This window comes from Streptomyces alboniger (assembly GCF_008704395.1).
GTDB classification, from domain to species: domain Bacteria; phylum Actinomycetota; class Actinomycetes; order Streptomycetales; family Streptomycetaceae; genus Streptomyces; species Streptomyces alboniger.
Window position 1 is genome coordinate 2674166 of the sequence record NZ_CP023695.1, and the last position, 26490, is coordinate 2700655.

Below are 26490 nucleotides of genomic sequence, written 5' to 3' on the forward strand. Positions count from 1 at the left end.
TCCCCTGCTGCGGTCAGCGAAGTGCTTCGCCCTCACAGGCGCTTGACCCCCTTGATGCGTCCGGCGCGCGCGACACGGGCCTTGGCCGCCTTGGCCCGCAGTCCGCCGCGCTGGTTGCCGATGCTCAGCCCGGTGCCGGAGGCGAGCCAGCCCGAGGAGACGTCGGCGGCCTTGTTGGCCGGGGAGCCCTCGCCCAGCGGGTCGTTCTCGGCGCGTCTGGCGAGCGCGATGATCAGCGGCACCGTGAAGGGCGCGAGGATCAGGTCGTAGAGCGCGGCGGTGAAGAGCAGCCCGACCAGGCCCACGTGGCGGGCGGCGGTGTCCCCGACGAGGGCGCCCACGCCCGCGTACAGCAGGGTCGATCCGAGGGCGGCGCTGACGACCACGAGGAGCGGACCGGCGGCGGAGCGCAGCCGGCCGCTCTCGGGCTTGGCGAGGCCCGCGAGGTAGCCGACGACACAGAGCACGAGGGCGTACCGCCCGGCGGCGTGGTCGGCGGGCGGGGCCAGGTCGGACAGGAGGCCCGCGCCGAAGCCGACGAGGGCCCCGCCGACGTGGCCGTAGACCAGGGCGAGGGCGAGGACGGTGAGCAGCACCAGGTCCGGTACGGCGCCCGGCAGCTGGAGCCGGGCCAGGACGCTGACCTGGATGACCAGGGCGACGACGACCAGGGTGGTGGAGAGCAGGATTCGGTTGAAGCGCATGGGTCCGGTCTCCTACTGCTCGTCGCCGTCGGCGGCGCCGTCGACCGGCGGCTTTCCTGACGGGGTGGCCGTGACGGTCACCGTCGGGGTCGGCTTGGGCTTCTCGGGCTTGGGCGGCAGGACCGTGTCGCGCGGGTCCTTGCGGGGCGCCTCGACGACGACGCCGACGATGTCGAGCTTGGTGAACCCGACGTACGGCTTCACGTAGACGTTGCGGGTGAGGTCGCCGCCCGAGGGGTCGACGCGGACGACCTCGCCGACGGGTACGCCCGGCACGAACGGCTTGTCCTTCTGCGAACCGAAGGTGACGAGGCGGTCACCCTTCTTGACCTTGGCCTTGCCGTTGAGCAGCTGGACGGAGAGCGGGCGGTCGCCCTGGCCGGTGGCGAAGCCCAGCTCGTCGGTCTTCTCCAGGCGGGTGCCGACGGTGAAGTCGGGGTCGTTGGCGAGCAGGACGGTCGCGGTGTTCGGGCCGACGGTCGTGACGCGGCCGACCAGGCCGTCGCTGTTCAGGACGGTCATGTCGCGCTTGAGACCGTCGTTCGCGCCGGCGTCGATGGTGACGGTCCAGGAGAAGCCCTGGGCCGCTCCTATGCCGATGACCTCGGCGCCCTTGATGCCGTACTGTCCCGCGCCCGCCGTCTTGAGCATGCCGTCGAGCTGGCGTACGCGGCTGCGGTTGCGGTCGTCGCTGCCGAGCTTCGCCTTCAACGCGGCGTTCTGCCGCTCCAGTTCGGCGATCCGGTCGTGGCGTTCGCCGGAGTCACGGACCGCGCCGATGGCGTTGCCGATCGGGTCCACGGCGGAGGACATCCCCTCCTCGACCGGGCCGAAGACGGTGGCGGCGGCCTGGCGGGCACCGTCGACCGGCGAGTCCTCACCGCCGCGGATGTCCACCGTGATCAAAGCGAACGCGATGGCGATCAGCAGCACCAGGAGCAGCCGGCTCTCTCGTGTGTCCCTCACGTGCGGCGGCGTGCCTTCCTCAATCGGATTCCGTGGAATCTGCGCGTTCCACGAGGTTATGGGGAATTCTTCTGCCTTGCCTGAATTCTTCTCTTGCCTCTATATCAACGATCCGCCGCACGAGGTGGCAGGCACTCGTACGGCGGATGTTTTCGCGTCAGGTCATCTGCGCGGCTGGGCGTCGAGCACCTGCTGCAACGCCTCGAACTCCTCGACACACTTTCCGGAGCCGAGCGCCACGCTGTCCAGCGGGTCCTCGGCGATGTGGATCGGCATGCCGGTCTCGCGGCGCAGCCGCTCGTCGAGGCCGCGCAGCAGGGCGCCGCCGCCGGTCAGGACGATGCCGCGGTCCATCACGTCGCCGGACAGCTCGGGCGGGCACTTGTCGAGGGTGGTCTTGACCGCGTCCACGATCGCGTTGACCGGCTCCTCGATGGCCTTGCGGACCTCGGCGGCGGAGATGACGACGGTCTTGGGCAGCCCGGAGACCAGGTCGCGGCCGCGGATCTCGGTGTGCTCGTCGGCGTCCATGTCGTACGCCGAACCGATGGTGATCTTGATCTGCTCGGCCGTGCGCTCACCGAGGAGGAGGGAGTACTCCTTCTTGATGTGCTGGATGATCGCGTTGTCCAGCTCGTCGCCGGCGACGCGGATCGACTGTGCCGTGACGATTCCGCCGAGCGAGATGACGGCGACCTCGGTGGTACCGCCGCCGATGTCCACGACCATGTTGCCGGTGGCCTCGTGGACGGGCAGGCCGGAGCCGATGGCGGCGGCCATGGGCTCCTCGATGATGTGCACCTGGCGCGCGCCGGCCTGCGAGGAGGCCTCGATGACGGCGCGGCGCTCCACTCCGGTGATGCCGGAGGGCACGCAGACGACGACCCGCGGGCGCGCGAGGTAGCGCCGCTTGTGGATCTTCAGGATGAAGTAGCGGAGCATGCGCTCGGTGATCTCGAAGTCGGCGATGACGCCGTCCTTCAGCGGGCGCACCGCGACGATGTTGCCGGGCGTGCGTCCGATCATCTTCTTGGCTTCCGCGCCGACCGCGAGGATGCCACCGGTGTTGGTGTTGATCGCGACGACGGACGGCTCGTTGAGTACGATCCCCCGACCCCTGACGTACACCAGCGTGTTGGCGGTCCCGAGGTCGACAGCCATGTCACGGCCGATGAACGACATGTTGTTCCCCATGAGGATGCGTCTGGCCTTCCCTATTGGAGCTTGTGATGGCTTTTTAGGTAGGCGAGGTGGGTGCTGAGTGGCAGTGGAGGCTTCCATCGTAGTCTCGGCCGCGCGAAGACGGCGCGAGGGTCTTCGCCATTGTCAGCAGATGATGTGCCGCCCCGCTCTTGGAGACGTGCCATCGGGGGCACGCGTTCCCCCGATTGGGGCGCACATGCCAGAGGACGGCCGAATCTCTCCGGCCGTCCGGGGCGGGTCGGCATCCCACTGACGTGTCGTCAGCGAGTCGCGCGAGAGGCGATGCGCCAGGGCCCGGGAAGTTACGCCAGACCCGGGAAGAAGATCTTCAGCTCGCGCTCGGCGGACTCCTCGGAGTCCGAGGCGTGGATCAGGTTCTCCCGGACGATCACGCCGAAGTCGCCGCGGATGGAGCCGGGCGCGGCGGCGATCGGGTCGGTCGGGCCCGCCAGCGCGCGCACGCCCTCGATGACGCGCTCACCCTCGACGACCAGGGCGACGACGGGGCCGGAGGCCATGAAGCCCATCAGCGGCTCGTAGAACGGCTTGCCCTTGTGCTCGCCGTAGTGCTGCTCCAGGGTCTCCTGGTCCAGCGAACGCAGCTCCAGCGCGGAGATCGTCCAGCCCGCCTTGCGCTCGATCCGGCCGATGATCTCCCCGATCAGGCCACGACGTACGGCGTCGGGCTTCAGCAGGACGAGGGTGCGCTGGCTCATGTGCGGCTCCAAGGTGTTCTTACGATTCTTCGATCTTTGCGATCGCCGGGATTGGGCCGCACGATACCGGGGGTGGCTACGCGGTGTTACCTCCGGCCTCCGCCTGCTCCTCGGCCATCGCCGCGAACCGTGCCTTCGCCAAGTCGATCTGCCGCCCGAAATGGACCGAGGCCCACCACAGGGCGGCGAAGACCGCGCCCATGAAGAACATCACCGGCACGACGAAGCCGCTCGCGATCAGCGCGATCTGGAGGGCCCAGCCCAGCTGCACCCCGCCGGGCCGCGTGATCACACCGCACAGCAGCACGCTCAGCAGCATCGCGACGCCGCAGACCGTCCAGACCGTGCTCATCGAGAGGTCGGGGTCCTTCATGGCGACCAGACCGGCGAAGCCGATGACGAAGAACTCGCCGATCAGTGTCGAAGCGCAGAGCGTACGCACAGGAGTCAGCCCCTCCCCAGGAGCAGCCGGGCCTCGCCGACCGTGATGACGGAACCGGTGACCAGGACGCCGCCGCCCGCGAACTCGCCCTCTTCCTCGGCGAGGGTGATCGCGGCCTCCAGCGCGTCGGGCAGACGCGGCTCGACCTGGACGCGGTCGTCGCCGAAGACCTCGACGGCGATCGCGGCCAGCTCGTCGGCGTCCATCGCGCGGTGGCTGGTGTTCTGCGTGATGACGACCTCGGCGAAGATCGGTTCGAAGGCCTCAAGGAGGCCCCGCATGTCCTTGCCGTCGCTCGCGCCGACCACGCCGACGAGATTGCTGAAGTCGAAGACCTCGCTGATGGCGGCGGCGGTGGCGCGGGCGCCCGCGGGGTTGTGCGCGGCGTCCAGGACGACGGTGGGCGAGCGGCGTACGACCTCCAGGCGGCCCGGCGAGGAGACCGTGGCGAACGCCTTGCGGATGGTGTCGATGTCCAGCGGGCGGGCGTGCTGCGAGCCGATGCCGAAGAACGCCTCGACGGCGGCGAGCGCCACCGCGGCGTTGTGCGCCTGGTGCTCGCCGTGCAGGGGCAGGAAGACTTCCTCGTACTCCCCACCCAGGCCGCGGAGCGTCAGGAGCTGGCCGCCGACCGCGACCCGGCGGGCGACGACGCCGAACTCCAGGCCCTCGCGGGCGACCGTGGCGTCGACCTCGACGGCCTTCTTCAGGAGCACCTGGGCCGCGTCCACCGGCTGCTGGGCCATGATCACCGTGGCGTCCGGCTTGATGATGCCGGCCTTCTCCGCGGCGATCTCTCCGGTGGTGGAGCCCAGGCGGTCCGTGTGGTCCAGGTCGATGGGGGTGATGACGGCGACGGAGCCGTCGATCACGTTCGTCGCGTCCCAGCTGCCGCCCATGCCGACCTCGACGACGGCCACGTCCACGGGGGCGTCCGCGAAGGCCGCGTACGCCATGCCGGTGAGGACCTCGAAGAAGGAGAGCCTGTACTCCTGCTGGGCGTCGACCATCTCCACGTACGGCTTGATGTCGTTGTACGTCTCCACAAAGCGCTCGGCCTCGATGGGGGCGCCGTCCAGGCTGATCCGCTCGGTGATCGACTGGACGTGGGGCGAGGTGTACCGCCCGGTGCGCAGCTCGAAGGCGGAGAACAGGGCCTCGATCATGCGGGCCGTGGACGTCTTGCCGTTCGTCCCCGTGATGTGGATCGAGGGGTACGCGCGCTGGGGCTCGCCCAGGACGTCCATCAGCGCGGCGATGCGGCTGACGGAGGGCTCCAGCTTCGTCTCGCCCCAGCGGCCCGCCAGCTCCGTCTCGACCTCGCGCAGCGCCTTGTCCACCTCCGGGTCGGTGGGCCGGGCGGGGATGTCGCCCTGCGGCGGGCCCGCCAGGGTGCGCAGGGTGCGGCTGCCCGCCTCGATGACGGCGAGGTCGGGGTCCCTGTCGGTCTCGGCGCCGACGATCTCCTCGAAGGCCTCGTCGTCGGCGGGGCGGTCGGCGTGCTCGTCGTTCGGGGGGAGGTCACTCACGTACGCCAGTCTACGGAGCGCCACCGACACTCGGCGTCCGGACCTGTCGGCCGGGCCGTCGGGACCTGCCGGCCGGGCCGTCGGGACCTGCCGGCCGGGCCGTCGGGACTTTCGGCCCGTCCGATTCGGGACTTTGGTCCCTCCGCTCGCCGGGGCCGCCCGGCAAACTTGGCGATCATGGACATAGGTATCGACCTCGGCACTGCCAACACCCTCCTCTACGTGCGCGGCAAGGGGATCGTGCTCAACGAGCCGTCCGTGGTCGCCGTGCGGGCCGACAGGGGAGGCAAGGGCGGGGTGCTCGCCGTCGGGACGGAGGCCAAGGAGACGATCGGGCGCACCCCCGGGTCCATCACCGCGATCCGCCCGCTGCGCGACGGAGTGATCAGCGACTACGAAGCCGCCGAGGAGATGATCCGGCACTTCGTGCGCAAGGCCGTGCCCGGCAGGCGGCCCCGCATCCGCATGGTCGTGTGCGTGCCGAGCGGGGTCACCCCCGTCGAACGGCGGGCCATCGTCCACGCCTCGCAGCGGGCCGGGGCGCGCGCCGTCCATCTCGTGGAGGAGCCGATGGCCGCCGCGATCGGGGCTGGACTGCCGGTCGGCGAGCCGCGCGGGTCGATGGTCGTCGACATCGGGGGCGGCACGAGCGAGGTCGCCGTCATCTCGCTGGGCGGGATCGTCACGGCGCAGTCGCTCCGGGTGGGCGGCGACCGGCTCGACGCGGCGATCACCGACTTCGTCCGCAAGGAGCACTCGCTCCTCGTGGGTGAGCGCACCGCCGAGGACATCAAGGTCGCGATCGGCTCCGCCTGGCCCGTGCCGGGGCGTGAGGACTTCGAGGACCGGACGTTCACCGTGCGGGGCCGGGAGAAGGTGGCCGGGCTGCCGAAGACCGTGGACCTGACGGTGCGGGAGGTGCGGGGAGCTCTCGACGAGCCCGTCGAGCACATCATCGCGGCGGTGAAGACGACACTGGAGGAGTGCCCGCCGGAACTGTCCGGCGACATCATGGAGCACGGCATCGTCCTGACGGGCGGCGGCGCGCTGCTCCCCGGCCTCGACCTGCGGATCGCCTCCGCCACCGGCATCCCGGTCTTCGTCGCCGAGAATCCGCTGGACAGCGTGGCGCTGGGGTGCGGCAAGTGCGTGGAGGACTTCGACGGCTTGGAGAGGGTGATGTCGGCGGCGTAGCGGGTGACGCCCGGGTGGGTCTCTGTCCCTTCGGGACGGGTGAGTTCGGGGTGACGGGTGGGTGGGTGGGAAAGGTTCTTGCGGCCCCGGAGGCTCAGGCCAGCTCCCCCGCGGGCAGGCACGCAGTCACCTCGTACGCCCCGCCCACCGGCCCCGCCGAAAACTCACCGCCCACGGCGAGCACCCGCTCCGCCATCCCCGCCGTCCCGCTCCCCGAGGAAACCGGCGCCGACTTGGGCGCCGCGGCCGGCAGCGCGTTGCGGACGGCGATGCCGAGGCGGCCGTCCACCACGTCCACCCGGACGGTGACCCGCTCCCCCGGAGCGTGCTTCGCCGCGTTCGTCAGGCACTCCTGGACCACCCGGTGCACGGCCGCCTGCCGCAGCGGCGAGAGCCGGTGGGCCGCGGGGGCCACCAGCAGCTCCACGGGGCTGCCCGCGCGCCCGCTACGCTCGGCGAGTTCGGGAAGGGCGTCGAGACCGGGCGTGGGCGCCCCATCGAGACCCCGCTGCACGATGATCTCGTTCAGCATTTGATGCGCACTGCGCGCCGTCTCGGAAAGCTCCTCGAACCCCTCCTCGAAGGGCCCACCGGAGGCCCGGCGCGCCAGCACCTGGGAGCGCACGCTCAGCAGCGTCAGCTCGCGCCCGACGAAGTCGTGCACGTCCCGCGCGATGCGGGCCCGCTCCTGCTGCACGGCGTGCAGCATGTCCGTCTCCGCGCGCTGCGCCTCCAGCGCGTGGACCAGGTCCTGCCGGTTCGCGGCGACACCGACCCCCGCCGCGAGCACACCGACCGGCACGATGAGGCTCAGGAACTCGCTGAGCGTCTCGCCCCGGTGCGGCGGCCAGCCGGGCAGCAGGAACATCACGTAGGCGAACGCGACGTACCCGATGACGCCGAGCGTCCCGGCCCGACGCCCGCGGTAGCGGCCGAGGGAGTACAGCGCGAACTGCGCCAGCGTCAGCTCGTGCAGCCAGCCCAGCAGGCACAGCGCGACGGCGTACGGAAGCCAGGGCGCCGCGCGGCGCAGCAGCAGGGACGCCGCGCCCGCCGTCAGGACGAGCGCGGCCGTCGGACCGGTGAGGGAGTTGTCCGCCGCGGCGAGGCCCGGCACGTCCAGGCTCATCAGCGCCAGCGCGCTCAGCACGGTGAGCAGGTCCAGGGTCCCGGTCGCCTTGCCCCAGCGCTCGGCGAGGCGACGGCCGATGGCCGCCGCCTGGCGTATCGCCTGGGCGGCGGGGCGGGCGTGCATGCCCTCCATCATCCAAGGTCTTTCGGCCCGATTCATCGGACTTATGGCCCTGATTTGGTGATTTGCGGCACTGACTCGCACGGCCTCGCGGCGCGGCTGACGGGCCCCGGCTGGTACCGGGGGTCAGATCTGACCATGTGGTATGCCCAGAATTCCGCCCGGCGGACCCATCAGCTCGCCGGTGACGCCGGGGTCCTGCTGTGGACCGCGCTGTGGGCCACCGCCGCCGTCATCGCGTACCGGCTGGCGTGTCTGCTCGCCCTCCCCCGCGCCCTCCAGGAGCACAGGGCACCGCTGCCCCTGGTCGGCGGGCGCGTCGACACGGCCCTTCGCCGCGTGGCGGACGCCGTCGACGCCATGGACCCGGTGGCCGTGCGCACCGCCGTCGCCGTGGGCGCCCTCGCCCTGTTCGTCGTACCCGTGGGCCTGGTGCTCGTGGTCTGGCTGCCGCGCCGGCTCCGCTGGATCCGCCAGGCGGGGGCGGCGCGGGACCTCGCCGCCTCGGACGACGGCCGTGACCTGCTGGCCCTGCGCTCGCTGCTCAGGCCCCTGGAAGAGGTGGCCGTCACCGCCTCGGAGATCCCGGGCGCGACGCCGGGCAGCCTCGCCTGGGGCTGGCGGCACGGCGATCCGGAGATCCTGGACGCCCTGGCGGGCGCGGAGCTGGAGCGGCTCGGCCTTGAGCCACCGGCCCCGCGCGAGGGCCCGGCCGAGGTCTTCGAGCCGGTCGACCTCATCGCGCCCGCGGGCCCGGCCGACGAGCGGGCCGCGGACCGCCACGCCATCGGCTGATCACGCCATCGGCTGATCACGCCGTCGGCTGACCTCGTCATCGGCTGACCTCGAACGACGAAGGCTCCCGGGTCCGCCTGCCGGTCCCGGGAGCCTTCGCTGACGACGTGCCTACGCGGCGGGCAGGGCCTCCAGCTGTGCCGTCAGGCGGGCGATGTCGGCCTCCGCCTTGGTGAGGCGGCCGCGGATCTTGTCGACGACCTGGTCGGGCGCCTTCGCGAGGAACGCTTCGTTGCCCAGCTTCGCCTCGGCCTGCGCCTTCTCCTTCTCGGCGGCGGCGAGGTCCTTGGCGAGGCGCTTGCGCTCGGCGGCCACGTCGATCGTGCCGGACAGGTCGAGCGCGACCGTGGCGCCCGAGACCGGCAGCGTCGCCGTCGCCGTGAACGCGTCGCCCTCCGGCAGGAGGCGAAGCAGCTGGCGGATGGCGGCCTCGTGCGGGGCGAGGGCCGTGCCGTCCAGGGTCAGGCGGGCCGGGACCTTCTGGCCCGGCTGGAGGCCCTGGTCGGCGCGGAAGCGGCGGACCTCGGTGATGACCTGCTGGAGGGTCTCGATCTCCCGCTCGGCACCGGCGTCGCGGAAGCCGCTGTCGGCCGGCCAGTCGGCGATGACGAGCGACTCGCCGCCGGTCAGCGCCGTCCAGAGCGTCTCCGTCACGAACGGGACGATCGGGTGGAGCAGCCGCAGGGTGACGTCGAGGACCTCGCCGAGGACGCGGGCCGAGACCTTCGCGCCCTCGCCGCCGGCCATGAACGTCGTCTTGGACAGCTCGACGTACCAGTCGAAGACCTCGTCCCACGCGAAGTGGAAGAGGGCGTCGGAGAGCTTGGCGAACTGGTAGTCGTCGTAGAGCGCGTCGACTTCGGCGACCGTCGCGTTCAGCCGGGACAGGACCCAGCGGTCGGTGGCGGACAGCTCCTCGGCCGGGGGCAGCTCGCCCTCGATCGTGGCGCCGTTCATCATCGCGAAGCGCGTGGCGTTCCAGATCTTGTTGGCGAAGTTGCGCGAGCCCTGGACCCAGTCCTCGCCGATCGGCACGTCCGTGCCGGGGTTGGCGCCGCGGGCCAGCGTGAAGCGCAGGGCGTCCGAGCCGTACTTGTCCATCCAGTCCAGCGGGTTGACCGCGTTGCCGAAGGACTTCGACATCTTCTTGCCGAACTGGTCGCGGACCATGCCGTGCAGCACGATCGTGTGGAACGGCGGGGTGCCGTCCATCGCGTACAGGCCGAACATCATCATCCGGGCGACCCAGAAGAAGAGGATGTCGTAGCCGGTGACCAGCACGGAGTTCGGATAGAACTTCGCGAGCGACTCGGTCTGCTCGGGCCAGCCGAGCGTGGAGAACGGCCACAGGCCGGAGGAGAACCACGTGTCGAGCACGTCGTTGTCCTGGCGCCAGCCCTCGCCGGTGGGAGCCTCGTCATCGGGTCCGACGCAGACGACTTCACCATTCGGCCCGTACCAGACGGGGATGCGGTGGCCCCACCAGAGCTGGCGCGAGATGCACCAGTCGTGGAGGTTGTCGACCCAGTCGAAGTACCGCTTCTCCATCTCCTGCGGGTGGATCTTGACCTTGCCGTCGCGGACCGCGTCACCGGCGGCCTTCGCGAGCGGGCCTACCTTGACCCACCACTGCATCGACAGGCGCGGCTCGATGGTGGTCTTGCAGCGCGAGCAGTGGCCGACCGAGTGCGTGTACGGGCGCTTCTCGGCGACGACGCGGCCCTCGGCGCGCAGCGCGCCGACGATGGCGGAGCGGGCCTCCAGGCGGTCCAGGCCCTGGAAGGGGCCGTGCGCGGTGATGACGGCGTGCTCGTCCATGACCGCGATGTTCGGCAGGCTGTGGCGCTGGCCGATCTCGAAGTCGTTCGGGTCGTGCGCCGGGGTCACCTTGACGGCGCCGGTGCCGAACTCGGGGTCGACGTGCTCGTCCGCGACGACGGGGATCGTGCGGTCGGTCAGCGGCAGCTTGATCTGCTTGCCGACGAGGTGCTTGTACCGCTCGTCGTCGGGGTGGACCGCGACGGCGGTGTCGCCGAGCATCGTCTCGGCGCGGGTAGTGGCGACGACGAGCGTCTCGTCCCCCTCGCCGTACTTGATCGACACCAGCTCGCCGTCGTCGTCCTGGTACTCGACCTCGATGTCGGAGATCGCCGTCAGACAGCGCGGGCACCAGTTGATGATGCGCTCGGCGCGGTAGATCAGCTCGTCGTCGTAGAGCTTCTTGAAGATGGTCTGGACGGCCTGCGAGAGGCCCTCGTCCATGGTGAAGCGCTCGCGCTCCCAGTCGACGCCGTCGCCGAGGCGGCGCATCTGGCCGGAGATCTGGCCGCCGGACTCGCCCTTCCACTTCCAGACGCGCTCGATGAACGCCTCGCGTCCGAGGTCGTGGCGGGACTTGCCCTCCTTGCCCAGCTCGCGCTCGACCACGTTCTGCGTGGCGATGCCCGCGTGGTCCATGCCCGGCTGCCACAGCGTCTCGAAGCCCTGCATGCGCTTGCGGCGGGTGAGGGCGTCGATGAGCGTGTGCTCGAAGGCGTGTCCCAGGTGGAGCGCGCCCGTCACGTTCGGCGGGGGGATGACGACGGTGTACGGAGACTTCTCGCTCTTCTCGTCGGCGGAGAAGTAGCCCCGTTCTACCCAGCGCTCGTACAGCGGCCCCTCTACCTCGGCCGGCGCGTACTGGGTCGGCAGTTCGGGGGTGGTCGCTGGGGGCTGCTGCTGAGCGTTGTCGGTCACGCGGTCAGTTTAGAGGGGCGGGACGGCGGTCCCGAAACCGGAATATTCGACAGCCCCGGGTACTGCGCGGCGGCGCCGCCGACTTCCGCCACGTCCGTGCTCTGGCACAGCCCTTCAACAACTGCGCATCGATCCGGCCCGAGGCCCCAACCCCGTCCGCCCATCCGACAGGATGTTCGGAACGCGTAAGCATCGGGAGGGAACCCCAGTAATGAGCTACAACCAGCCGGGCCCGTACGGCGGGCAGCAGCCCCAGCAGCCCGGGCCGTACGGCCAGCAGCCGCAGCAGCCCGGCCCCTACGGCCAGCCGCCGCAGGCTCCCCAGCCCGGCTACGGCTACCCCCCGCAGGCCCCGCAGCAGCCCGCCCCCTACGGGCAGCCGCCGCAGGCCCCTTACGGACAGGTCCCGCCCCCGCCGCCCGGCGCAGGTGGCGGCGGCAAGAAGACCGGCCTGATCATCGGCGCGGTCGCCGTGGTCGCCGCGGCCGCGGTCGGCGGTTACTTCCTCTTCGCGGGCGGCGACGACGACAAGGGCGGCGGCAAGAGCGGCGGTTCCTCGAACGTGGCCGGTGGCGGCGGAGGCGACGAGACCGGCCTCAAGGACGACGGCCCGCACAAGCTGACGGCTCCGGAGACGGTGCTGACCGACTACAAGAAGGACCCGAGCCGCACCGGCGGGCTGAACAGCGTCGATCCCGAGAAGGCCGAGGCGGCCGGGGTGAAGAACCCCAAGGATGTGAAGGCCCAGTACCAGTCGGGCAGCAAGGACAACCCGCTGGCGCAGAAGGTGCTGACCTTCGGCGGGGTCTACGGCGACATCGAGGACCCGGAGAAGGTCGTGGACCACATGTTCACCACCGCCGCGCAGAAGGCCGAGGACGGCACCACCGCCCAGGGCGGCGAGAAGGTCACGATGGTCGGCAGCCCGAAGGAGTACAAGCCCGCCGAGCTGGACGGCGCGGTCCTCAAGTGCCAGGAGATGAAGATCGACCTGGGCAGCGGCGCGGGCACCGCGGGGTCCAGCACCGGGTCCACCGCCGGGTCCACCGCCGGATCCAGCGCCGGGTCCTCGGGCCCCAGTGAGATGTCCGCCGCGACCTGCATCTGGGGCGATCACAGCACCCTCGGCTACATCGTCACCACGGACGTGGCGAGCGCACTGTCCGGCCAGGCCGCGGACCTCGACGAGGCCGCGACGACAACGGCCAGGTTCCGCGGGGAAGTCCGCGTCAAGATCTGACGCGCGGCGGGCCGTGCGCGGCCCGTCGGCCCTGGGCTCAGGGCTGGGTCACCCGGCCGGGCCCTCTTGCGTCAGGATGTCGGGAACACATAAGCGTTTCGGAGGGGAACCCCATGAGCTACAACCAGCCGGGCCCGTACGGCGGGCAGCAGCCCCAGCAGCCCGGCCCGTACGGCGGCGGGCAGCCCCCGCAGCCGGGCCCCTACGGCGGCCAGCCGCAGCAACCCGGCCCCTACGGGCAGCCGCCGCAGGCCCCCCAGCCCGGCTACGGCTACCCCCAGCAGGCGCCCCCGCCGCAGCCGCAGCCCGGTTACGGCTACCCGCAGCAGGCCCCGCAGCAGGGCGGTTACAGCCAGCCCCAGCAGCCCGGCCCCTACGGGCAGGTCCCCCCGCAGGCCCCTTACGGGCAGGTCCCGCCCCCGCCGCCCGGCGGAGGCGGCGGCAAGAAGACCGGCCTGATCATCGGCGGCATCGCCGTGGTCGCGGCCCTCGGCGTCGGCGCGTACTTCCTCTTCGGCGGCAGCGACAGCGGCGGCAGCGGCGGCGGTTCCTCCTCCGTGGCGGACGACGGGGCGCACAAGCTCATCACGCCCGAGACGCTGCTCACCGACTACAAGAAGGACAGCGGCCAGAGCGGGGGCTTCAACGACAGCGACATCGCGGCCGCCAAGAAGGCCGGTGTGAAGGACCCCAAGGACGTCAGTGCCGGATACAAGTCGGGGGACGAGGGCAATCCCCTGGCGCAGAAGGCCATCCAGTTCATGGGTGTCTACGGAAAGGTCGGCGACCCGGGCAAGGTCGTCGACGGCATGTTCGCCAAGGTCAAGAAGGACTCCAAGGAGCCCGGCGCGGAGACGGGCAAGCTGGTCGGCAGCCCCAAGGACTTCAGCACGGACGACGTCGTGCTCAAGTGCCAGGAGTCCGTGATCAAGAACGACGGCCCGAGCAGCGGCACGTCGTCCGGCCCCAAGGAGATCCGCATGCCGGTCTGCATCTGGGGTGACCACAGCACCGTCGCGGTCGTCGTGCCCATCGAGGTCGCCAACGCCATGGCGGGCAAGGTCTCGCTCGACGACGCCTCGGCCACCGCGCTCAAGGTCCGCAAGGAAGTCCGCGTCAAGCTCTGACGCCGGCACGCAGCACCACGCAGCACGCACCGCCGCACCACCAACGAGGGGAACCCCGACGCAGTGAGCTACAACCAGCCCGGCCCGTACGGCGGCCAGCCGCCCCAGCAGCCCGGCCCCTACGGGCAGCCGCCCCAGCCCCCGCAGCCGGGCTACGGCTACCCCCAGCAGGCGCCCCAGGCCCCGTACGGGCAGCCGCCCCAGGCCCCGTTCGGGCAGTACCAGGCGCCCCCGCAGGGCGGCGGAGGCAAGAAGGCCGGGCTCATCATCGGTGCCGTGGTGGTCGTGGCCGCCGCTGCCGTCGGCGGGTACTTCCTCTTCGCCGAGGGCGACAGCTCCTCGGTCGCCGACGACGGCAAGACGTACAAGCTGACGGCCCCCGCGACCGTCCTCGGCAGCTTCAAGAAGCTTGAGGGCTCCGGCGGCGGCATGTCGTCGAGCGACCTCAAGGACCTGGAGAAGCAGGGCGTCAGCGACCCCAAGGACGTCTACGCCGCCTACCAGTACGGCGAGGGCGCGAGCATGCAGACCTTCAACTACTCGGGTGTGTACGGCAAGGTCGACGACCCGGAGAAGGTCGTCGACGCGATGTTCGCCGAGATGGAGAAGAACTCGATGAACGGCTCCGACGGAGCCATGAAACTCATCGGCGAGCCCGAGGAGTTCACGCCGGACGGCTTCGAGAACGGCATCATGAAGTGCCAGAAGGCCGAGTACAAGATGGGCGAGGTCGACCCGGGCGGCGAGGGCATCCCCAACAGCTTCCAGACGCCGATGTGCGTCTGGGGTGACCACAGCACCGTCGCGTACGCCGTGTACTCCGACGCCGCCGCGACCGGCAGCGGCAAGAAGATCGCGCTGGAGAACGTCGCCACCCAGGTCGCCAACCTCCGCGACGACGTCCGCGTCGAGGTCAAGTAGCCCTCACCACACACAAAGGGGCGCCCGGCGATCGAATCGCCGGGCGCCCCTTTGTGCGTAGGAGAACTACGCGGACTTCTGCTCCCCGGCGCCCGGACCCCGCACGTCGCGCGGCACCAGCGTCGGGTTCACATTCGAGCGGACGACGTCCGCCGTGATGACGACGCGGGCCACGTCCTTGCGGGACGGCACCTCGTACATCACCGACTGGAGGACCTCCTCCATGATGGCGCGCAGGCCGCGCGCGCCGGTCTGGCGCAGGATCGCCTGGTCCGCGATGGCCTCCAGGGCCTCACGCTCGAACTCCAGCTCCACGCCGTCCAGTTCGAAGAGGCGCTGGTACTGCTTCACGAGCGCGTTGCGCGGCTCCACGAGGATCTGGAGCAGGGCCTCGCGGTCGAGGTTGTGGACCGAGGTGATCACGGGGAGGCGGCCGATGAACTCGGGGATCATCCCGAACTTCACCAGGTCCTCCGGCATGATGTCCTCGAACTGGTCCTTCTCCTCCAGCTCGCGCTTGGAGCGGATGGTGGCGCCGAAGCCGATGCCCTTGGCGCCCGCCCTCGACTCGATGATCTTTTCGAGGCCGGCGAAGGCGCCGCCCACGATGAAGAGCACGTTCGTCGTGTCGATCTGGATGAACTCCTGGTGCGGGTGCTTGCGGCCGCCCTGCGGCGGGACCGAAGCGGTGGTGCCCTCCAGGATCTTCAGCAGCGCCTGCTGGACGCCCTCTCCGCTCACGTCGCGCGTGATCGAGGGGTTCTCGCTCTTGCGGGCCACCTTGTCGATCTCGTCGATGTAGATGATCCCGGTCTCGGCCTTCTTGACGTCGTAGTCGGCCGCCTGGATCAGCTTGAGCAGGATGTTCTCGACGTCCTCGCCGACATAGCCCGCTTCCGTCAGCGCCGTCGCGTCCGCGATGGCGAACGGGACGTTCAGCATGCGGGCGAGTGTCTGCGCCAGGAGTGTCTTGCCGGACCCGGTCGGGCCGAGCAGCAGGATGTTGGACTTGGCGAGTTCGATCGCGTCGTCACGGCCCTGCGCGCCGCCGTTCTCTCCCGCCTGGACCCGCTTGTAGTGGTTGTACACCGCTACCGAGAGGGCCTTCTTCGCGGGCTCCTGGCCCACGACATAGCCCTCAAGGAATTCGTAGATCTCGCGAGGCTTGGGCAGTTCCTCCCAGCGGACCTCGCTCGTCTCCGCGAGCTCTTCCTCGATGATCTCGTTACAGAGGTCGATGCACTCGTCGCAGATGTACACACCGGGGCCTGCGATGAGCTTTTTGACCTGCTTCTGACTCTTTCCGCAGAACGAGCACTTGAGCAGATCGCCGCCGTCACCGATGCGTGCCACGAGGTGCTTCCCCTTCGCCTGGGAGACGCCACGTTCAGCGGCTCCTGGTGCCTCTATCCGACGGTACCTTGCCGGGCCCCCCGTTCGGGCCCCCCTTGGCACGGTTCACTTCGACGCGGGTCGTACGCGAACCATGCCAAGGAGCGGCAGATGCTACAGCGCCGGGTCAGGCAACCGCGGAATTGTTCATCTTCCGGGTGGAGATGATCTGGTCGACGAGGCCGTACGCGAGCGCGTCCTCGGCCGTGAGGATCTTGTCGCGCTCGATGTCGTCGCGGATCTTCTCGATCGGCGTCGTGGAGTGCTTGGCCAGCATGTCCTCCAGCTGCGCGCGCATCCGGAGGATCTCGTTGGCGGCGATCTCCAGGTCGGAGACCTGACCGCGGCCCGTCTCGCTGTAGGGCTGGTGGATCAGGACCCGGGCGTTCGGCAGCGCCATGCGCTTGCCCGGCGTGCCCGCCGCGAGGAGGACCGCGGCGGCCGAGGCGGCCTGGCCCATGCAGACGGTCTGCACGTCCGGCTTCACGAACTGCATCGTGTCGTAGATGGCCGTGAGGGCCGTGAACGAGCCGCCGGGGCTGTTGATGTAGATGGAGATGTCACGGTCCGGGTCCATCGACTCCAGGCACAGGAGCTGCGCCATGACGTCGTTGGCGGAGGCGTCGTCGATCTGCACGCCGAGGAAGATCACGCGCTCCTCGAAGAGCTTCGCGTACGGGTCGTACTCGCGCACGCCCTGCGAGGTGCGCTCGACGAAGCGCGGGATGACGTAGCGGGACTCGGCGCGGGCGCCGGTGAACTCGGCCTGGGCGGCCGGGCCGAGCTCGGCCTGGGTGCGGGCGTAGAGGCCGCTGCCGGGGTGGTTGTTCATCTGTCTTGGTCTCCTGAGGAGCGGGGGCTGAGGTTTCGGCTGACGGGGCGCTGAGGGGTGCCTCAGGCTCCGGTGCCGCCCCCGCCCGGCATGCCGGCGGCGGTGGGCATGATGTCGTCGATGAGGCCGTACTCCTTGGCCTCCTGCGGGTCGAACCAGCGGTCGCGGTCCGAGTCGCGGGTGATCTGCTCGACGGTCTGGCCGGTGTGGTGAGCGGTCAGCTCGGCCATCCGCTTCTTGGTGTGCAGCAGCCGCTCGGCGTGGATCTTGATGTCCGACGCGGAGCCCGCCAGGCCCGCGGAGGGCTGGTGGATCAGGATCTCGGCGTTCGGCAGGGCGAAGCGCTTGCCGGGCGTGCCGGCGCTGAGCAGGAACTGGCCCATGGAGGCGGCCATGCCCATCGCGATCGTCACCACGTCGTTCTTGATGTACTGCATGGTGTCGTAGACGGCCATGCCGGCCGTGATCGAGCCGCCGGGGCTGTTGATGTAGAGGAAAATGTCCTTGTCGGGCTCGGCGGCAAGGAGCAACAGCTGCGCGGTGATCTTGTTGGCGATGTCGTCGTCCACGGCCTGGCCGAGGAAGATGATCCGCTCGCCGAGCAGCCGGTTGTAGACCTGGTCGCCGAGGCCACCACCGATGGAGGGGTCGCCGGCGGCGGAGGGCATCAGATTCGTCACGTATCCACCTGCTCGTCTTACGACGGCGCCGGGCCGTCTCACGTCTTCAGCTGGGGCTGGGACCCCGCGTGCCAGCCGCTCCGGGGCGGCTCCGGGGACTCCCCTGCCCTCGTATTCATGGACCCTAACGCGCGGGGTCCCTCCGGGAATCCCGGAGAGCCAACTGTTCGCTGTGAGCGCAGGTAGCGCCCCGTAAGGGGCGCGGGGAACTGCGCGGCCAGCCCCCGACACCCGCACTCGCCGTGGGGCAGACGTCGGCAGACGCGTCTGCGGCTTGGACGTGGTTGCTCGCGCAGTTCCCCGCGCCCCTGACGGGGCACGACTGTGGGCCCCCGGGATCGAGATCCCGGGGGCCCACAGTACGTACGCAGGAGCTACGAGGCTCAGGCCTCGGTCTTCTCCTCGGCGGGGGCGTCGGAGGCCTCGGCCGAGGCGGCCTCGTCCTCGTCCTCGTCGCTGAGGTCGATGACCTCACCCTTCGTGTCCTTGACCGTCGCCGCCTCGACGACGACCGCGAGGGCCTTGCCGCGGGCGACCTCGCCGACCAGCATCGGGACCTGGCCGCCCTCGACGACGGCCTGGGCGAACTGGTCGGGGGACATGCCGGAGGACTGCGCGCGACGCATGAGGTGCTCGGTGAGCTCCTCCTGGTTCACGTTCAGCTTCTCCTTGTTGACCAGCTCGTCGAGGACGAACTGCGTCTTGATGCCCTTCTCGGCCTGCTCCTTGGTCTCGGCGTCGAACTCTTCCTCGGTCTTGCCCTGGATCTCCAGGTACTTCGCGAGGTCGAGGCCCATCTGGCCGAGCTGGTGGTTCACCAGGTTGTGCTTGCGGGTCTGGATCTCGTCCGCGAGGAGCTTCTCGGGGACGGGGACCTCGACCAGTTCGAGCAGCTTCTCCAGGACGCGCTCCTGGGCCTGCGTGGCCTGGTCGTACTGCTTCATGTTCTCAAGGCGCTTGCGGCTGTCGGCCTTCAGCTCGTCGAGGGTGTCGAACTCCGACGCCAGCTGGGCGAAGTCGTCGTCCAGCTCGGGCAGTTCGCGCTTGGCGACCTGGGTGACCTTGACGGTGACCTCGGACTCCTTGCCGGCGGCCGAGCCGCCCTTCAGCTCGGAGGTGAAGGTGGCCTCAGCCCCGGCCTCCAGGCCCTTGACGGCGTCGTCGATGCCTTCGAGCAGCTCACCGGAGCCGATGGTGTAGGAGACGCCGGACGCGACGCCGTCCTCCAGGACCTCGCCGTCGACCTTCGCCTGGAGGTCGATCGTCACGACGTCGCCGTCCTCGGCGGCACGCTCGACGGGGGACGTGGAGGCGAAGCGCTCGCGCAGCTCCTCGACGGCCTTGTCGACGTCCTCGTCGCTGACCTCGATCGCGTCGACCTCGACCTCGATGCCGGAGTAGTCCGGGATCTCGATGGTCGGGCGGACGTCGACCTCGGCGGTGAAGTTGAGGGTCTCGTTGTCCTTCAGCTCGGTGATGTCCACCTCGGGCTGGCCCAGGACGTTGAGCTCGGCCTCGTTGACCGCCTCGGTGTAGAACTTCGGGAGCGCGTCGTTGACGGCCTCTTCGAGGACGGCGCCGCGGCCGAACCGCTGGTCGATGACTCGGGCCGGGATCTTGCCCTTGCGGAAGCCCTTCACCGTGACCTGCTGGTTGATCTTCTTGTAGGCCGCGTCGAGGCTTTCCTTGAGCTCCTCGAAGGGCACCTCAACAGTGAGCCGAACCCGAGTCGGGTTCAGGGTCTCCACGGCGCTCTTCACGGTTCGGTCTCCTTGGGGCTGACTGCTTGGGATTCTGCCCGGCTCAGAGACACACGGGCACACAGCTTGCATAGTAACGGCAAGCGGCAGCCGAGCCACAATGCGATCTTGTGAGGGAGATCCTGCTGGTCGGGGTGGCGGGATTTGAACCCACGGCCTTCCGCTCCCAAAGCGGACGCGCTACCAAGCTGCGCCACACCCCGTCGGTGCGACACGTAGGGTACATGCCCCCGGGCCGTATGACCCCCGGTCGAGCGGGGTTGCGGGAAGGGGGGTGTGCGGCGGACGCCGTGGACCCGCTACGATGCCTGTCGTACCGCGGCCCGAGGGCCCTGGTGCACCGTGCGGGCGTAGCTCAATGGTAGAGCCCTAGTCTTCCAAACTAGCTACGCGGGTTCGATTCCCGTCGCCCGCTCTCGTCAGTCCTCCGGCCCGGTTTGCTGAATCCAGCGACCGGGCCGTCGGCGTTCCCCCGCCGGCGCCCGGCCCGGTCAGAAGCTGATCGAGTTGATCGTCTCCGCGAGCTGGTTCAGGAATCTGTTTATGGAGGGCGCCATGCCCGTCGAGGCGAGGAAGAAGCCGAAGAGCACCGCGACTATCGCGGGCCCCGCCTTGAGCGATCCCCCACGGATCAGCACTACGAGGATGATCGCCAACAGCAGCACCACTGACAGCGAAATGGCCACACTGATCACACCTTAGGTCGGTCGCTCTCCCGGCCCGGGGGGTACGACCCCGCACACCCCCGCCACCGACCATCGTGCCACCAACCCGCCCGCTGTATGCGGCCGCTGACACATCGTCGGCCAACCCGCGCGGACCCGGTCCGCGGGGGACGGCAATTCGACCGCCCCCGGGCAACGGGAATTCAACGTGACCGTTGCCATTGCCACACACGGTGTTCGCAGGAAATTCGAATTGTCGCGGAGGGCACATCGGGGGCTCCCGGCCGGCCGACCAATCGGACATTCCGGCGGAGTCGCCTGCGGGCGTTATGCACCATTTAAACCGGATGAATTGTGACGTATGGGACGCCATACGGTCACATCTCTTTGTCTACTGAAGAGATTCGCGGGTACGTGGGCCCGATAAGCGGTAATCGCCTCAGGGATTGACAGGGATTGAGTTGACGAAATCGACGAGGGTTTTACGAAGACAGCGCCGCGACGCTAGGGTGCGTCAGATGTTCCACGCTGCCACCACCCCCGTAGGCGCAGTGCGGTCCCGGATCGTCTCACCGAGTTCTTGGTGGGAGGGCCTGTGACCAACTCGGTGCACCCGCACGGACGCCACCGGGCGCCGCTCCCCCCGGCCCAGGTGCCGGCGGCCGGACCCCCGCCCCCACGCACCCACTATCCGACCCCGCAGGCCGCCACCGCTCCCCCCACCCCGACCGGCCACCGCGCGGCCGCCCGCTCGGCGAAGCCCGCCAAACAGCGCGACGCGTTCTTCGACAACGCCAAGTACCTGGCGATCGTCCTCGTGGCGATGGCCCACGCATGGGAACCCCTGACGGATCACAGCCGCGCCGCCGAGGCGCTGTACATGACCGTCTACACCTTCCACATGCCGGCGTTCATCCTGATCTCCGGCTACTTCTCGCGCAGCTTCGACATGCGGCCCGACCGCCTGCGGCGCCTGGTGACCGGTGTCGCCGTGCCGTACGTGATCTTCGAGGTCGCGTACACCCTCTTCAAGCGCTGGGCGGACGACGACCCGTCCCAGCCGATCAGCCTGCTCGACCCCTGGTACCTCACCTGGTTCCTGGTCGCGCTCTTCGTGTGGCGGCTCACCGTGCCGCTCTGGAAGATCGTGCGCTGGCCGCTGCCGCTGGCTCTGGCCATCGCCATGCTCGCCGTGATCTCGCCGGACATCGGCGACGACCTCGACCTCCAGCGCGTCCTTCAGTTCCTGCCGTTCTTCGTGCTCGGCCTCTTCATGAAGCCCGAACACTTCCAGCTGGTGCGCCGCCGCGAGGTGCGGATCCTGTCCGTGCCGGTCTTCGCCGCCGCGGTGCTGCTCGCCTACTGGGCCGCGCCCCGCATGACGTCCGTGTGGTTCTACCGCCGGGACAGCGCCCAGGAGCTGGGCGTGCCGTGGTGGGTCGGCATCGTGATGACGCTGGCGCTCTTCGGCTGTTCCGTGGTGCTCACCGCGTGCTTCTTCGCGTGGGTGCCGCGCCGCAAGATGTGGTTCACGATCCTCGGCGCGGGCACGCTGTACGGCTATCTGCTGCACGGCTTCCTCGCCAAGGGCTCCCGGTTCTGGGGCTGGTTCGAGGACTACGAGTGGCTGCACAAGCCGCTCGGCGAGATCTTCGTGACGGTGGTGGCGGGGACCGTGGTCACGCTGCTCTGCACGCCTCCCGTGCAGCGGATGTTCCGCTTCGCGATGGAGCCCAGGATGGAATGGGCCTTCAAGCGGGACGCGGCGGAGCTGGCGCGGGAGCGCGCCAGGTCCACCTGACGGCGGGGCTCAGCGTTCCAACAGGGCGCGTGTGACGGTGTACTTCACCGTCATGCGCGCCCTTGTCGTTTCGCCGGATCAGTCGGACTTCAGGGCCTGCCGTGCCGGGATCGTCGTCGAGGCCAGGCCGAGGAGCAGGATCGCGGCCACGAAGGAGCCGTAGACCAGCGGGGGGATGTACGGGGATTCGCCGGTCAGGCCGTTCATCATCGGGACGAGTGTGGCGAGGGCGATGGCCGAGCCGATGACGATGCCCGCGACGGCGACGATCAGGGCCTCCCAGCGGATCATCCGCAGCACCTGGCGGCGCGTGGAGCCGATCAGGCGCAGGGTGCCCAGTTCGCGGCGGCGGTCGAGGACCGTCATCACCAGGGTGTTGACGGCGGCGACGGCCGCGAAGCCGCCGAGGACGGCCGCCATCGTGGTGTTGGCCCAGGCGTTCAGCTCCCGGTCCAGGGACTGGGCGGTGGCGTAGCCGTCGCGGTCCTTGAGGGTGCCGAGGCCCGAGAGGTCCCGCGCCGAGCCGCCCCTGGCCCACAGTTCGGTGCTGAAGGCCGAGGTGACGTGCCGCGTCAGGTCGGCGGCGGGCAGGGTCACCTGGGAGAGGCCGAGGCCCCTGCCGTACGTCGCCACGATCCTCGGCGATGCCTTGGTGCCGTCGGGCAGGTGGAGGGCGAGGCGGTCGCCCGTCTTGACGTGGGCGGAGCGGGCGAGCGCGGCGTCCACGGCGATCTCGCCCCTGCCGAGCGTGAGGGTGCCCGTCTCGACCGACAGGTCCTGGACCTTGGCGAGGTCGGCCGCCGTGCCGGTGACGCCCTGCGTCGACGCCGACTGGAGCCAGCGGTCGCCGCCCGAGCCCACGGGGACGAGCACGGACGTCTTGAGGAGGCCGACGGCGGAGGTGACCCCGTCGGTGCCCCGCGCCTCGGCGAGCGCGCCCGGGGCGAGCCCGGTGTCGGAGGTGACGATGTGGTCGGCGGTGATGCCCTCGCGCTGCTGGTCGGCGGCGACCCGGTCCTCGCTGGTGTGCATGAAGACCAGGACGGAGGAGAACGCCATGGCGAGCACGATCGGGGTGATCGCGGAGGCCAGTCGGCGGGCGTTCGTACGGGAGTTGGCGGCGGCGAGGAAGCCGGACGCGTCGGCGCCGCGCAGCGGGAGGCCGAACAGGGCGGCGCACGCGCGGGCCACGAGGGGGCCGAGCAGGGCCACGGCGAGCATGAAGAGCATGACGACGCCCAGTGCCGCGTTCGCCGCGTCGTCGCCGCTGGTGCTCGCGGCGATCCCGGAGAGGGCCACGCCGCCGACCGCGGCGGCGACGCCGAGCGGCGTACGGATCCAGCCGAGCCGCACCCGCTCCACGGAGGCCTCGCTGAGCGCCTGGCCGGGCTTGATGCGGGAGGGGCGGCGGGCGGCCATGAATCCGGCGCCGAGCGCGGTCAGGACGGCGACGCCGATGGCGGCGGCGAGCGGGAGGGGGGAGAGGGACAGGTCGACTGCCTCCGGGATCGCGCCCTTCTCCTTGAGCTGCCCGAACCACCAGGTGGCCAGGGCGATTCCGGGGAGCACGCCGACCGCTCCCGCGAGGGGCGCGACGAGCAGGGTCTCGGTGGCGATGGTGCGGCGGATCTGCCGCGGGGTGGTGCCGATGGCGCGCAGCAGCGCGTACTCGCGGGCGCGCTGGCCGACGGAGAGCGCGACGGTTCCCGCGGCGGTGAACACGGCGGTGAGGGCGGCGATGCCGCCGAAGGAGCCGCCGAGCGCGGTCAGCATCTCCTTGGCGTAGGCGAGCGCGGAGCTTTCGGCGGCGCCTCGGTCGTCGCCGGTGTGGACCTCGGCCTTGCCGCCGATGGCGTGCGCCACCTGGGACTTGAGGGTGGCGTCCGATACGCCCGGCTTGGGCAGGACGGCGACGGCGTCGATCCGTCCCGGGTGCCCGGAGACGCGTACGGCTTCGGAGTCGGCGAACCAAGCGGTGGCCGGGCCGCCTTGAGCGGGCTTCACCGTGCCGGACACGCGGAAGTCGCGCGGGCCGTCCGCCGTGGTGAGCGTGACGCGGTCGCCGACGGCGGCGCCGGGCGTGGCGAGGGCCACCTCGCCGGGGTGCGGGGCGCGGCCCGCGCTGAGCTTCTCGCCGGTGAAGGCGGTGGAGCCCCAGCCGTGCGCGGTGACGTCCTTGCCGCCGGACCGGACGGGGAAGGTGACGTCGGCGACGGCGGCGCGGGCGCCGGGTGCCGAGGCGGCCTTGGCGACCAGGGACGCGTCGAGCCGGGCCCGGTCGGGCAGCGGGGTGGAGGACTCGGAGCGGGACTCGCCGCTGCCGGTGACGAAGTGGACCTCCTGGTCGGCGGCGGCCACGACCGGCGCGCCCGCGTAACGCGCGGGCGGCACGGAGGCGCGCAGGCCGGTCTCCAGGAGGATTCCGCAGGCGGCCACGATCAGCGAGGCCATCATCAGCGCGACGAAGGTCCCGGCGAAGGCGGCGGGCTTGAAGCGGACCGCCGCGCGGGCCAGGCCGTTGGGTACGAACGCCATCAGGCAGCCACCGTCGCGTAGGCGGGAGCCGTCAGCGCGGTCATGCGGGCCGCGATCTGCGCGGCGGAGGCGTGCTCCAGGCGGTCGACGATCGAGCCGTCGGCGAGGAAGAGGACGCGGTCGGCGTAGGCGGCGGCGGACGGGTCGTGGGTGACCATGACGACGGTGGCGCCCATCATGTCCACGGCCGAGCGCAGCAGGCCGAGGATCTCGGTGGCGGTGGTGGTGTCCAGGGCGCCGGTCGGCTCGTCGGCGAAGATCACGTCGGGCTCGGTGATCAGGGCGCGGGCGATGGCGACGCGCTGCTGCTGGCCGCCGGACAGCTCGCCGGGGCGGCGGCCTCCCTTGTCGCCGAGGCCGACGCGGGCCAGTATCTCGGCGGCCTTGCGGCGGTCGGGGCGGCGGCCCGCGAGGCGCATGGGCAGTACGACGTTCTGTTCGACGGTCAGCGAGGGCAGCAGGTTGAACGCCTGGAAGACGAAGCCGAGGCGGGTGCGGCGCAGGGCGGTCAGCTTGTTCTCGCTCATGCCGGTGATCTCGGTGCCGCCGAGGTGCACGGTGCCCGAGCTGGCCCGGTCGAGGCCCGCCGCGCACTGGAGGAACGTGGACTTGCCGGATCCGGAGGGCCCCATGACTGCGGTGAAGCTGCCGCGCGGCAGGGCGAGGTCGATGCCTGCCAGGGCGTGCACGGCCCCGGCCCCACGTCCGTACTGACGGCGGACACCGCGCAGTTCGACGGCCCAGTCGCCGGTCCTGGCGCTCGGCATCGGGGACGTCACGACCGCTCCCGCGCGCTCTTCGGTCCGGTTCTTCCGTCGCAGCCCCATGGCTGTGCCGCCTTCCGTTCGTACGTCGCCGAGCGATCTCGGGATGTCCCTGTTCGATGTCTCGAACCTACGGATCAAGGGGCGGTACGAACCATGAGGACGGCTGGCGAACCGGGGGTGGGGTTAACCCCCTGAGCGGCCTCCGAGCGCGGCCCGCAGCCTCTCCACGTGGCCCCGGACCCGCTCGGCCGGGAGCCCGGCCCCCGCCCGGCAGCCGCCGCACAGCCCGCCCGGCAGCGCGGTGGACTCCCCCGGCTCGCCGCACACGGTGCACTCCACGATGTACCCGGGCGCCGCCGGGGGCGGGGGCGGCGGGAGCTTGGCCAGCAGGCGGGCGCGTACGAAGCCGTAGGGGTGGGCCACCTCCGCCGGCAGCCCGGCGGCGAGCGCCCGCGCGAGCTGGGCCTCGGTGGCCTCCCGCGCGAACCACTCGGCGGCCAGCGGCGCGAGGGCCTCGCAGTCGGTGGCGGACAGCGTCAGGCGGGGCTCGGTCCGCCCGAGCCGGGCGAGCGCGTCGTACGCCCGTCCGGTCGACGCCTCGCGCGCGGGCGCCGCTACCGCGTCCTGCGCCGGGTCCCCGGCGAAGAAGGCCGTCCACCAGGCGTCGTCGCGGGCGGTGCGGGAGAAGAAGGTGTGCCAGACCCAGCGCGGGCCGCCCTCGTCGGTGGTGATCGGGCGTCGTACGCGCCTCAAGTGCCCCTCCCCGGACAGGACTCGCAGGACGGTCGACAGCGCGCACTGGCCGTACGGGAGGTGCTTGGCGAGGGTCTTGATGGAGATGTCGGAGCCCTCGGGAAGCCGGTCGAGGTACCCGGCGACGGCGGCCTCACGCTTGGGCAGATGTGCGAAGTCCCGGCGGGAGCGGGGCGCTTGCCCCGGGGCGGACTTCTTTCCGTAGCCGGGGTTGGCCAGGGGATGCGCGCTCGGGCGCAGGGCAGGACTAAGCTGGGCTACAGCCATCGGATCGCTCGTTTCGATCTGGGTGGTCAGACCCTCGCGTGGTGCTGTGAACACCGCTCGGGGGTCGCTTTATGTGTCTTGTGGCGCGTAATTGCTGACTCGTACTTGCGGCGCACGCTACACCGTGGCAGCCCTGTGTGGCGACTCGGTCACGTGAAGTCATCTGCCGTGGGCCGCAGGGGACTTGGGGAGGGTGGCGGGTAAGCCCGCCCA

The 26490-nt window shown here is 70.6% G+C and carries 22 protein-coding genes and 2 tRNA genes; 7 read left to right on the top strand and 17 right to left on the bottom strand.

The window, feature by feature from the left end:
* Positions 1-32 precede the first annotated feature (32 nt).
* The 6 genes from mreD to folC all read right to left on the bottom strand — a co-directional run bounded on the left by mreD (position 33) and on the right by folC (position 5560).
* Positions 33-704, bottom strand: coding sequence for a rod shape-determining protein MreD (mreD, locus tag CP975_RS11745; RefSeq protein WP_055530030.1), 672 nt, complete (start codon positions 702-704; stop codon positions 33-35).
* 12 nt (positions 705-716) lie between these two features.
* Positions 717-1670, bottom strand: a complete 954-nt coding sequence (gene mreC / locus CP975_RS11750) for a rod shape-determining protein MreC (protein ID WP_055530028.1) — start codon at positions 1668-1670, stop codon at positions 717-719.
* A 162-nt stretch (positions 1671-1832) separates the two neighbouring features.
* Positions 1833-2852: a rod shape-determining protein gene (locus tag CP975_RS11755; RefSeq protein WP_030362602.1), complete on the bottom strand. Its 1020-nt coding sequence runs from the start codon at positions 2850-2852 to the stop codon at positions 1833-1835.
* Between the two features lie 323 nt (positions 2853-3175).
* Complete coding sequence (ndk, locus tag CP975_RS11760) at positions 3176-3589, bottom strand: nucleoside-diphosphate kinase (RefSeq protein WP_030783313.1); 414 nt, start codon at positions 3587-3589, stop codon at positions 3176-3178.
* 76 nt (positions 3590-3665) lie between these two features.
* Positions 3666-4031 carry a DUF4233 domain-containing protein gene (locus tag CP975_RS11765; RefSeq protein ID WP_055530027.1) on the bottom strand — a complete coding sequence of 122 codons (366 nt, stop codon included), beginning with the start codon at positions 4029-4031 and terminating at the stop codon, positions 3666-3668.
* Positions 4032-4036: 5 nt separating this feature from the next.
* Positions 4037-5560, bottom strand: coding sequence for a bifunctional tetrahydrofolate synthase/dihydrofolate synthase (folC, locus tag CP975_RS11770; protein WP_055530032.1), 1524 nt, complete (start codon positions 5558-5560; stop codon positions 4037-4039).
* 177 nt (positions 5561-5737) lie between these two features.
* Between folC and CP975_RS11775 the strand changes: the two genes are divergently transcribed.
* Complete coding sequence (locus CP975_RS11775; RefSeq protein ID WP_167532684.1) at positions 5738-6754, top strand: rod shape-determining protein; 1017 nt, start codon at positions 5738-5740, stop codon at positions 6752-6754.
* A 94-nt stretch (positions 6755-6848) separates the two neighbouring features.
* Here the strand turns inward: CP975_RS11775 and CP975_RS11780 are convergent, their stop codons facing one another.
* Positions 6849-8009: a sensor histidine kinase gene (locus CP975_RS11780; protein WP_150476843.1), complete on the bottom strand. Its 1161-nt coding sequence runs from the start codon at positions 8007-8009 to the stop codon at positions 6849-6851.
* Positions 8010-8144: 135 nt separating this feature from the next.
* Here CP975_RS11780 and CP975_RS11785 point away from each other — a divergent pair, with 135 nt between their 5' ends.
* The gene (locus CP975_RS11785; RefSeq protein WP_063756225.1) at positions 8145-8801 is read left to right on the top strand and encodes a hypothetical protein; all 657 of its coding nucleotides are present in this window, start codon (positions 8145-8147) and stop codon (positions 8799-8801) included.
* 111 nt (positions 8802-8912) lie between these two features.
* On the opposite strand, the gene CP975_RS11790 is transcribed toward CP975_RS11785, so the two are convergent.
* The gene (locus tag CP975_RS11790; RefSeq protein ID WP_055530511.1) at positions 8913-11537 is read right to left on the bottom strand and encodes a valine--tRNA ligase; all 2625 of its coding nucleotides are present in this window, start codon (positions 11535-11537) and stop codon (positions 8913-8915) included.
* A 211-nt stretch (positions 11538-11748) separates the two neighbouring features.
* On the opposite strand from CP975_RS11790, the gene CP975_RS11795 reads away from it, so the two are divergent.
* The 3 genes from CP975_RS11795 to CP975_RS11805 all read left to right on the top strand — a co-directional run bounded on the left by CP975_RS11795 (position 11749) and on the right by CP975_RS11805 (position 14825).
* Entirely contained in the window at positions 11749-12777 is a 1029-nt protein-coding gene (locus CP975_RS11795) for a hypothetical protein (RefSeq protein ID WP_150476844.1), read from the top strand.
* Positions 12778-12890: 113 nt separating this feature from the next.
* A complete protein-coding gene (locus CP975_RS11800; RefSeq protein ID WP_150476845.1) occupies positions 12891-13904 on the top strand; it encodes a hypothetical protein in 1014 nt (337 codons plus the stop codon).
* A 63-nt stretch (positions 13905-13967) separates the two neighbouring features.
* Entirely contained in the window at positions 13968-14825 is an 858-nt protein-coding gene (locus CP975_RS11805) for a hypothetical protein (protein ID WP_150476846.1), read from the top strand.
* A 66-nt stretch (positions 14826-14891) separates the two neighbouring features.
* On the opposite strand, the gene clpX is transcribed toward CP975_RS11805, so the two are convergent.
* The 5 genes from clpX to CP975_RS11830 all read right to left on the bottom strand — a co-directional run bounded on the left by clpX (position 14892) and on the right by CP975_RS11830 (position 19692).
* The gene (gene clpX / locus CP975_RS11810; protein WP_055530012.1) at positions 14892-16178 is read right to left on the bottom strand and encodes an ATP-dependent Clp protease ATP-binding subunit ClpX; all 1287 of its coding nucleotides are present in this window, start codon (positions 16176-16178) and stop codon (positions 14892-14894) included.
* Positions 16179-16344: 166 nt separating this feature from the next.
* Positions 16345-17049 (bottom strand): ATP-dependent Clp protease proteolytic subunit, encoded by a 705-nt coding sequence (locus tag CP975_RS11815; protein ID WP_030783282.1) that lies wholly within the window; start codon positions 17047-17049, stop codon positions 16345-16347.
* Between the two features lie 62 nt (positions 17050-17111).
* Entirely contained in the window at positions 17112-17717 is a 606-nt protein-coding gene (locus tag CP975_RS11820) for an ATP-dependent Clp protease proteolytic subunit (protein WP_030783279.1), read from the bottom strand.
* 395 nt (positions 17718-18112) lie between these two features.
* Entirely contained in the window at positions 18113-19489 is a 1377-nt protein-coding gene (gene tig, locus CP975_RS11825; protein WP_055530013.1) for a trigger factor, read from the bottom strand.
* Between the two features lie 126 nt (positions 19490-19615).
* Positions 19616-19692, bottom strand: a tRNA-Pro gene (locus CP975_RS11830).
* 141 nt (positions 19693-19833) lie between these two features.
* Between CP975_RS11830 and CP975_RS11835 the strand changes: the two genes are divergently transcribed.
* Positions 19834-19904: transfer RNA gene (locus tag CP975_RS11835), tRNA-Gly, on the top strand.
* A 76-nt stretch (positions 19905-19980) separates the two neighbouring features.
* Here CP975_RS11835 and CP975_RS11840 read toward each other — a convergent pair.
* Positions 19981-20175, bottom strand: coding sequence for a hypothetical protein (locus CP975_RS11840; protein WP_030783273.1), 195 nt, complete (start codon positions 20173-20175; stop codon positions 19981-19983).
* A gap of 574 nt (positions 20176-20749) precedes the next feature.
* On the opposite strand from CP975_RS11840, the gene CP975_RS11845 reads away from it, so the two are divergent.
* A complete protein-coding gene (locus tag CP975_RS11845) occupies positions 20750-21955 on the top strand; it encodes an acyltransferase family protein (RefSeq protein WP_150476847.1) in 1206 nt (401 codons plus the stop codon).
* Positions 21956-22033: 78 nt separating this feature from the next.
* Here the strand turns inward: CP975_RS11845 and CP975_RS11850 are convergent, their stop codons facing one another.
* The 3 genes from CP975_RS11850 to CP975_RS11860 all read right to left on the bottom strand — a co-directional run bounded on the left by CP975_RS11850 (position 22034) and on the right by CP975_RS11860 (position 26277).
* Positions 22034-24490 carry an FtsX-like permease family protein gene (locus CP975_RS11850; RefSeq protein WP_055535770.1) on the bottom strand — a complete coding sequence of 819 codons (2457 nt, stop codon included), beginning with the start codon at positions 24488-24490 and terminating at the stop codon, positions 22034-22036.
* Complete coding sequence (locus tag CP975_RS11855) at positions 24490-25317, bottom strand: ABC transporter ATP-binding protein (protein ID WP_055535769.1); 828 nt, start codon at positions 25315-25317, stop codon at positions 24490-24492. Before CP975_RS11855 ends, CP975_RS11850 begins: the two co-directional genes overlap by 1 nt.
* 123 nt (positions 25318-25440) lie before the next feature.
* Positions 25441-26277, bottom strand: a complete 837-nt coding sequence (locus CP975_RS11860; protein ID WP_150476848.1) for a hypothetical protein — start codon at positions 26275-26277, stop codon at positions 25441-25443.
* Positions 26278-26490: the final 213 nt, after the last annotated feature.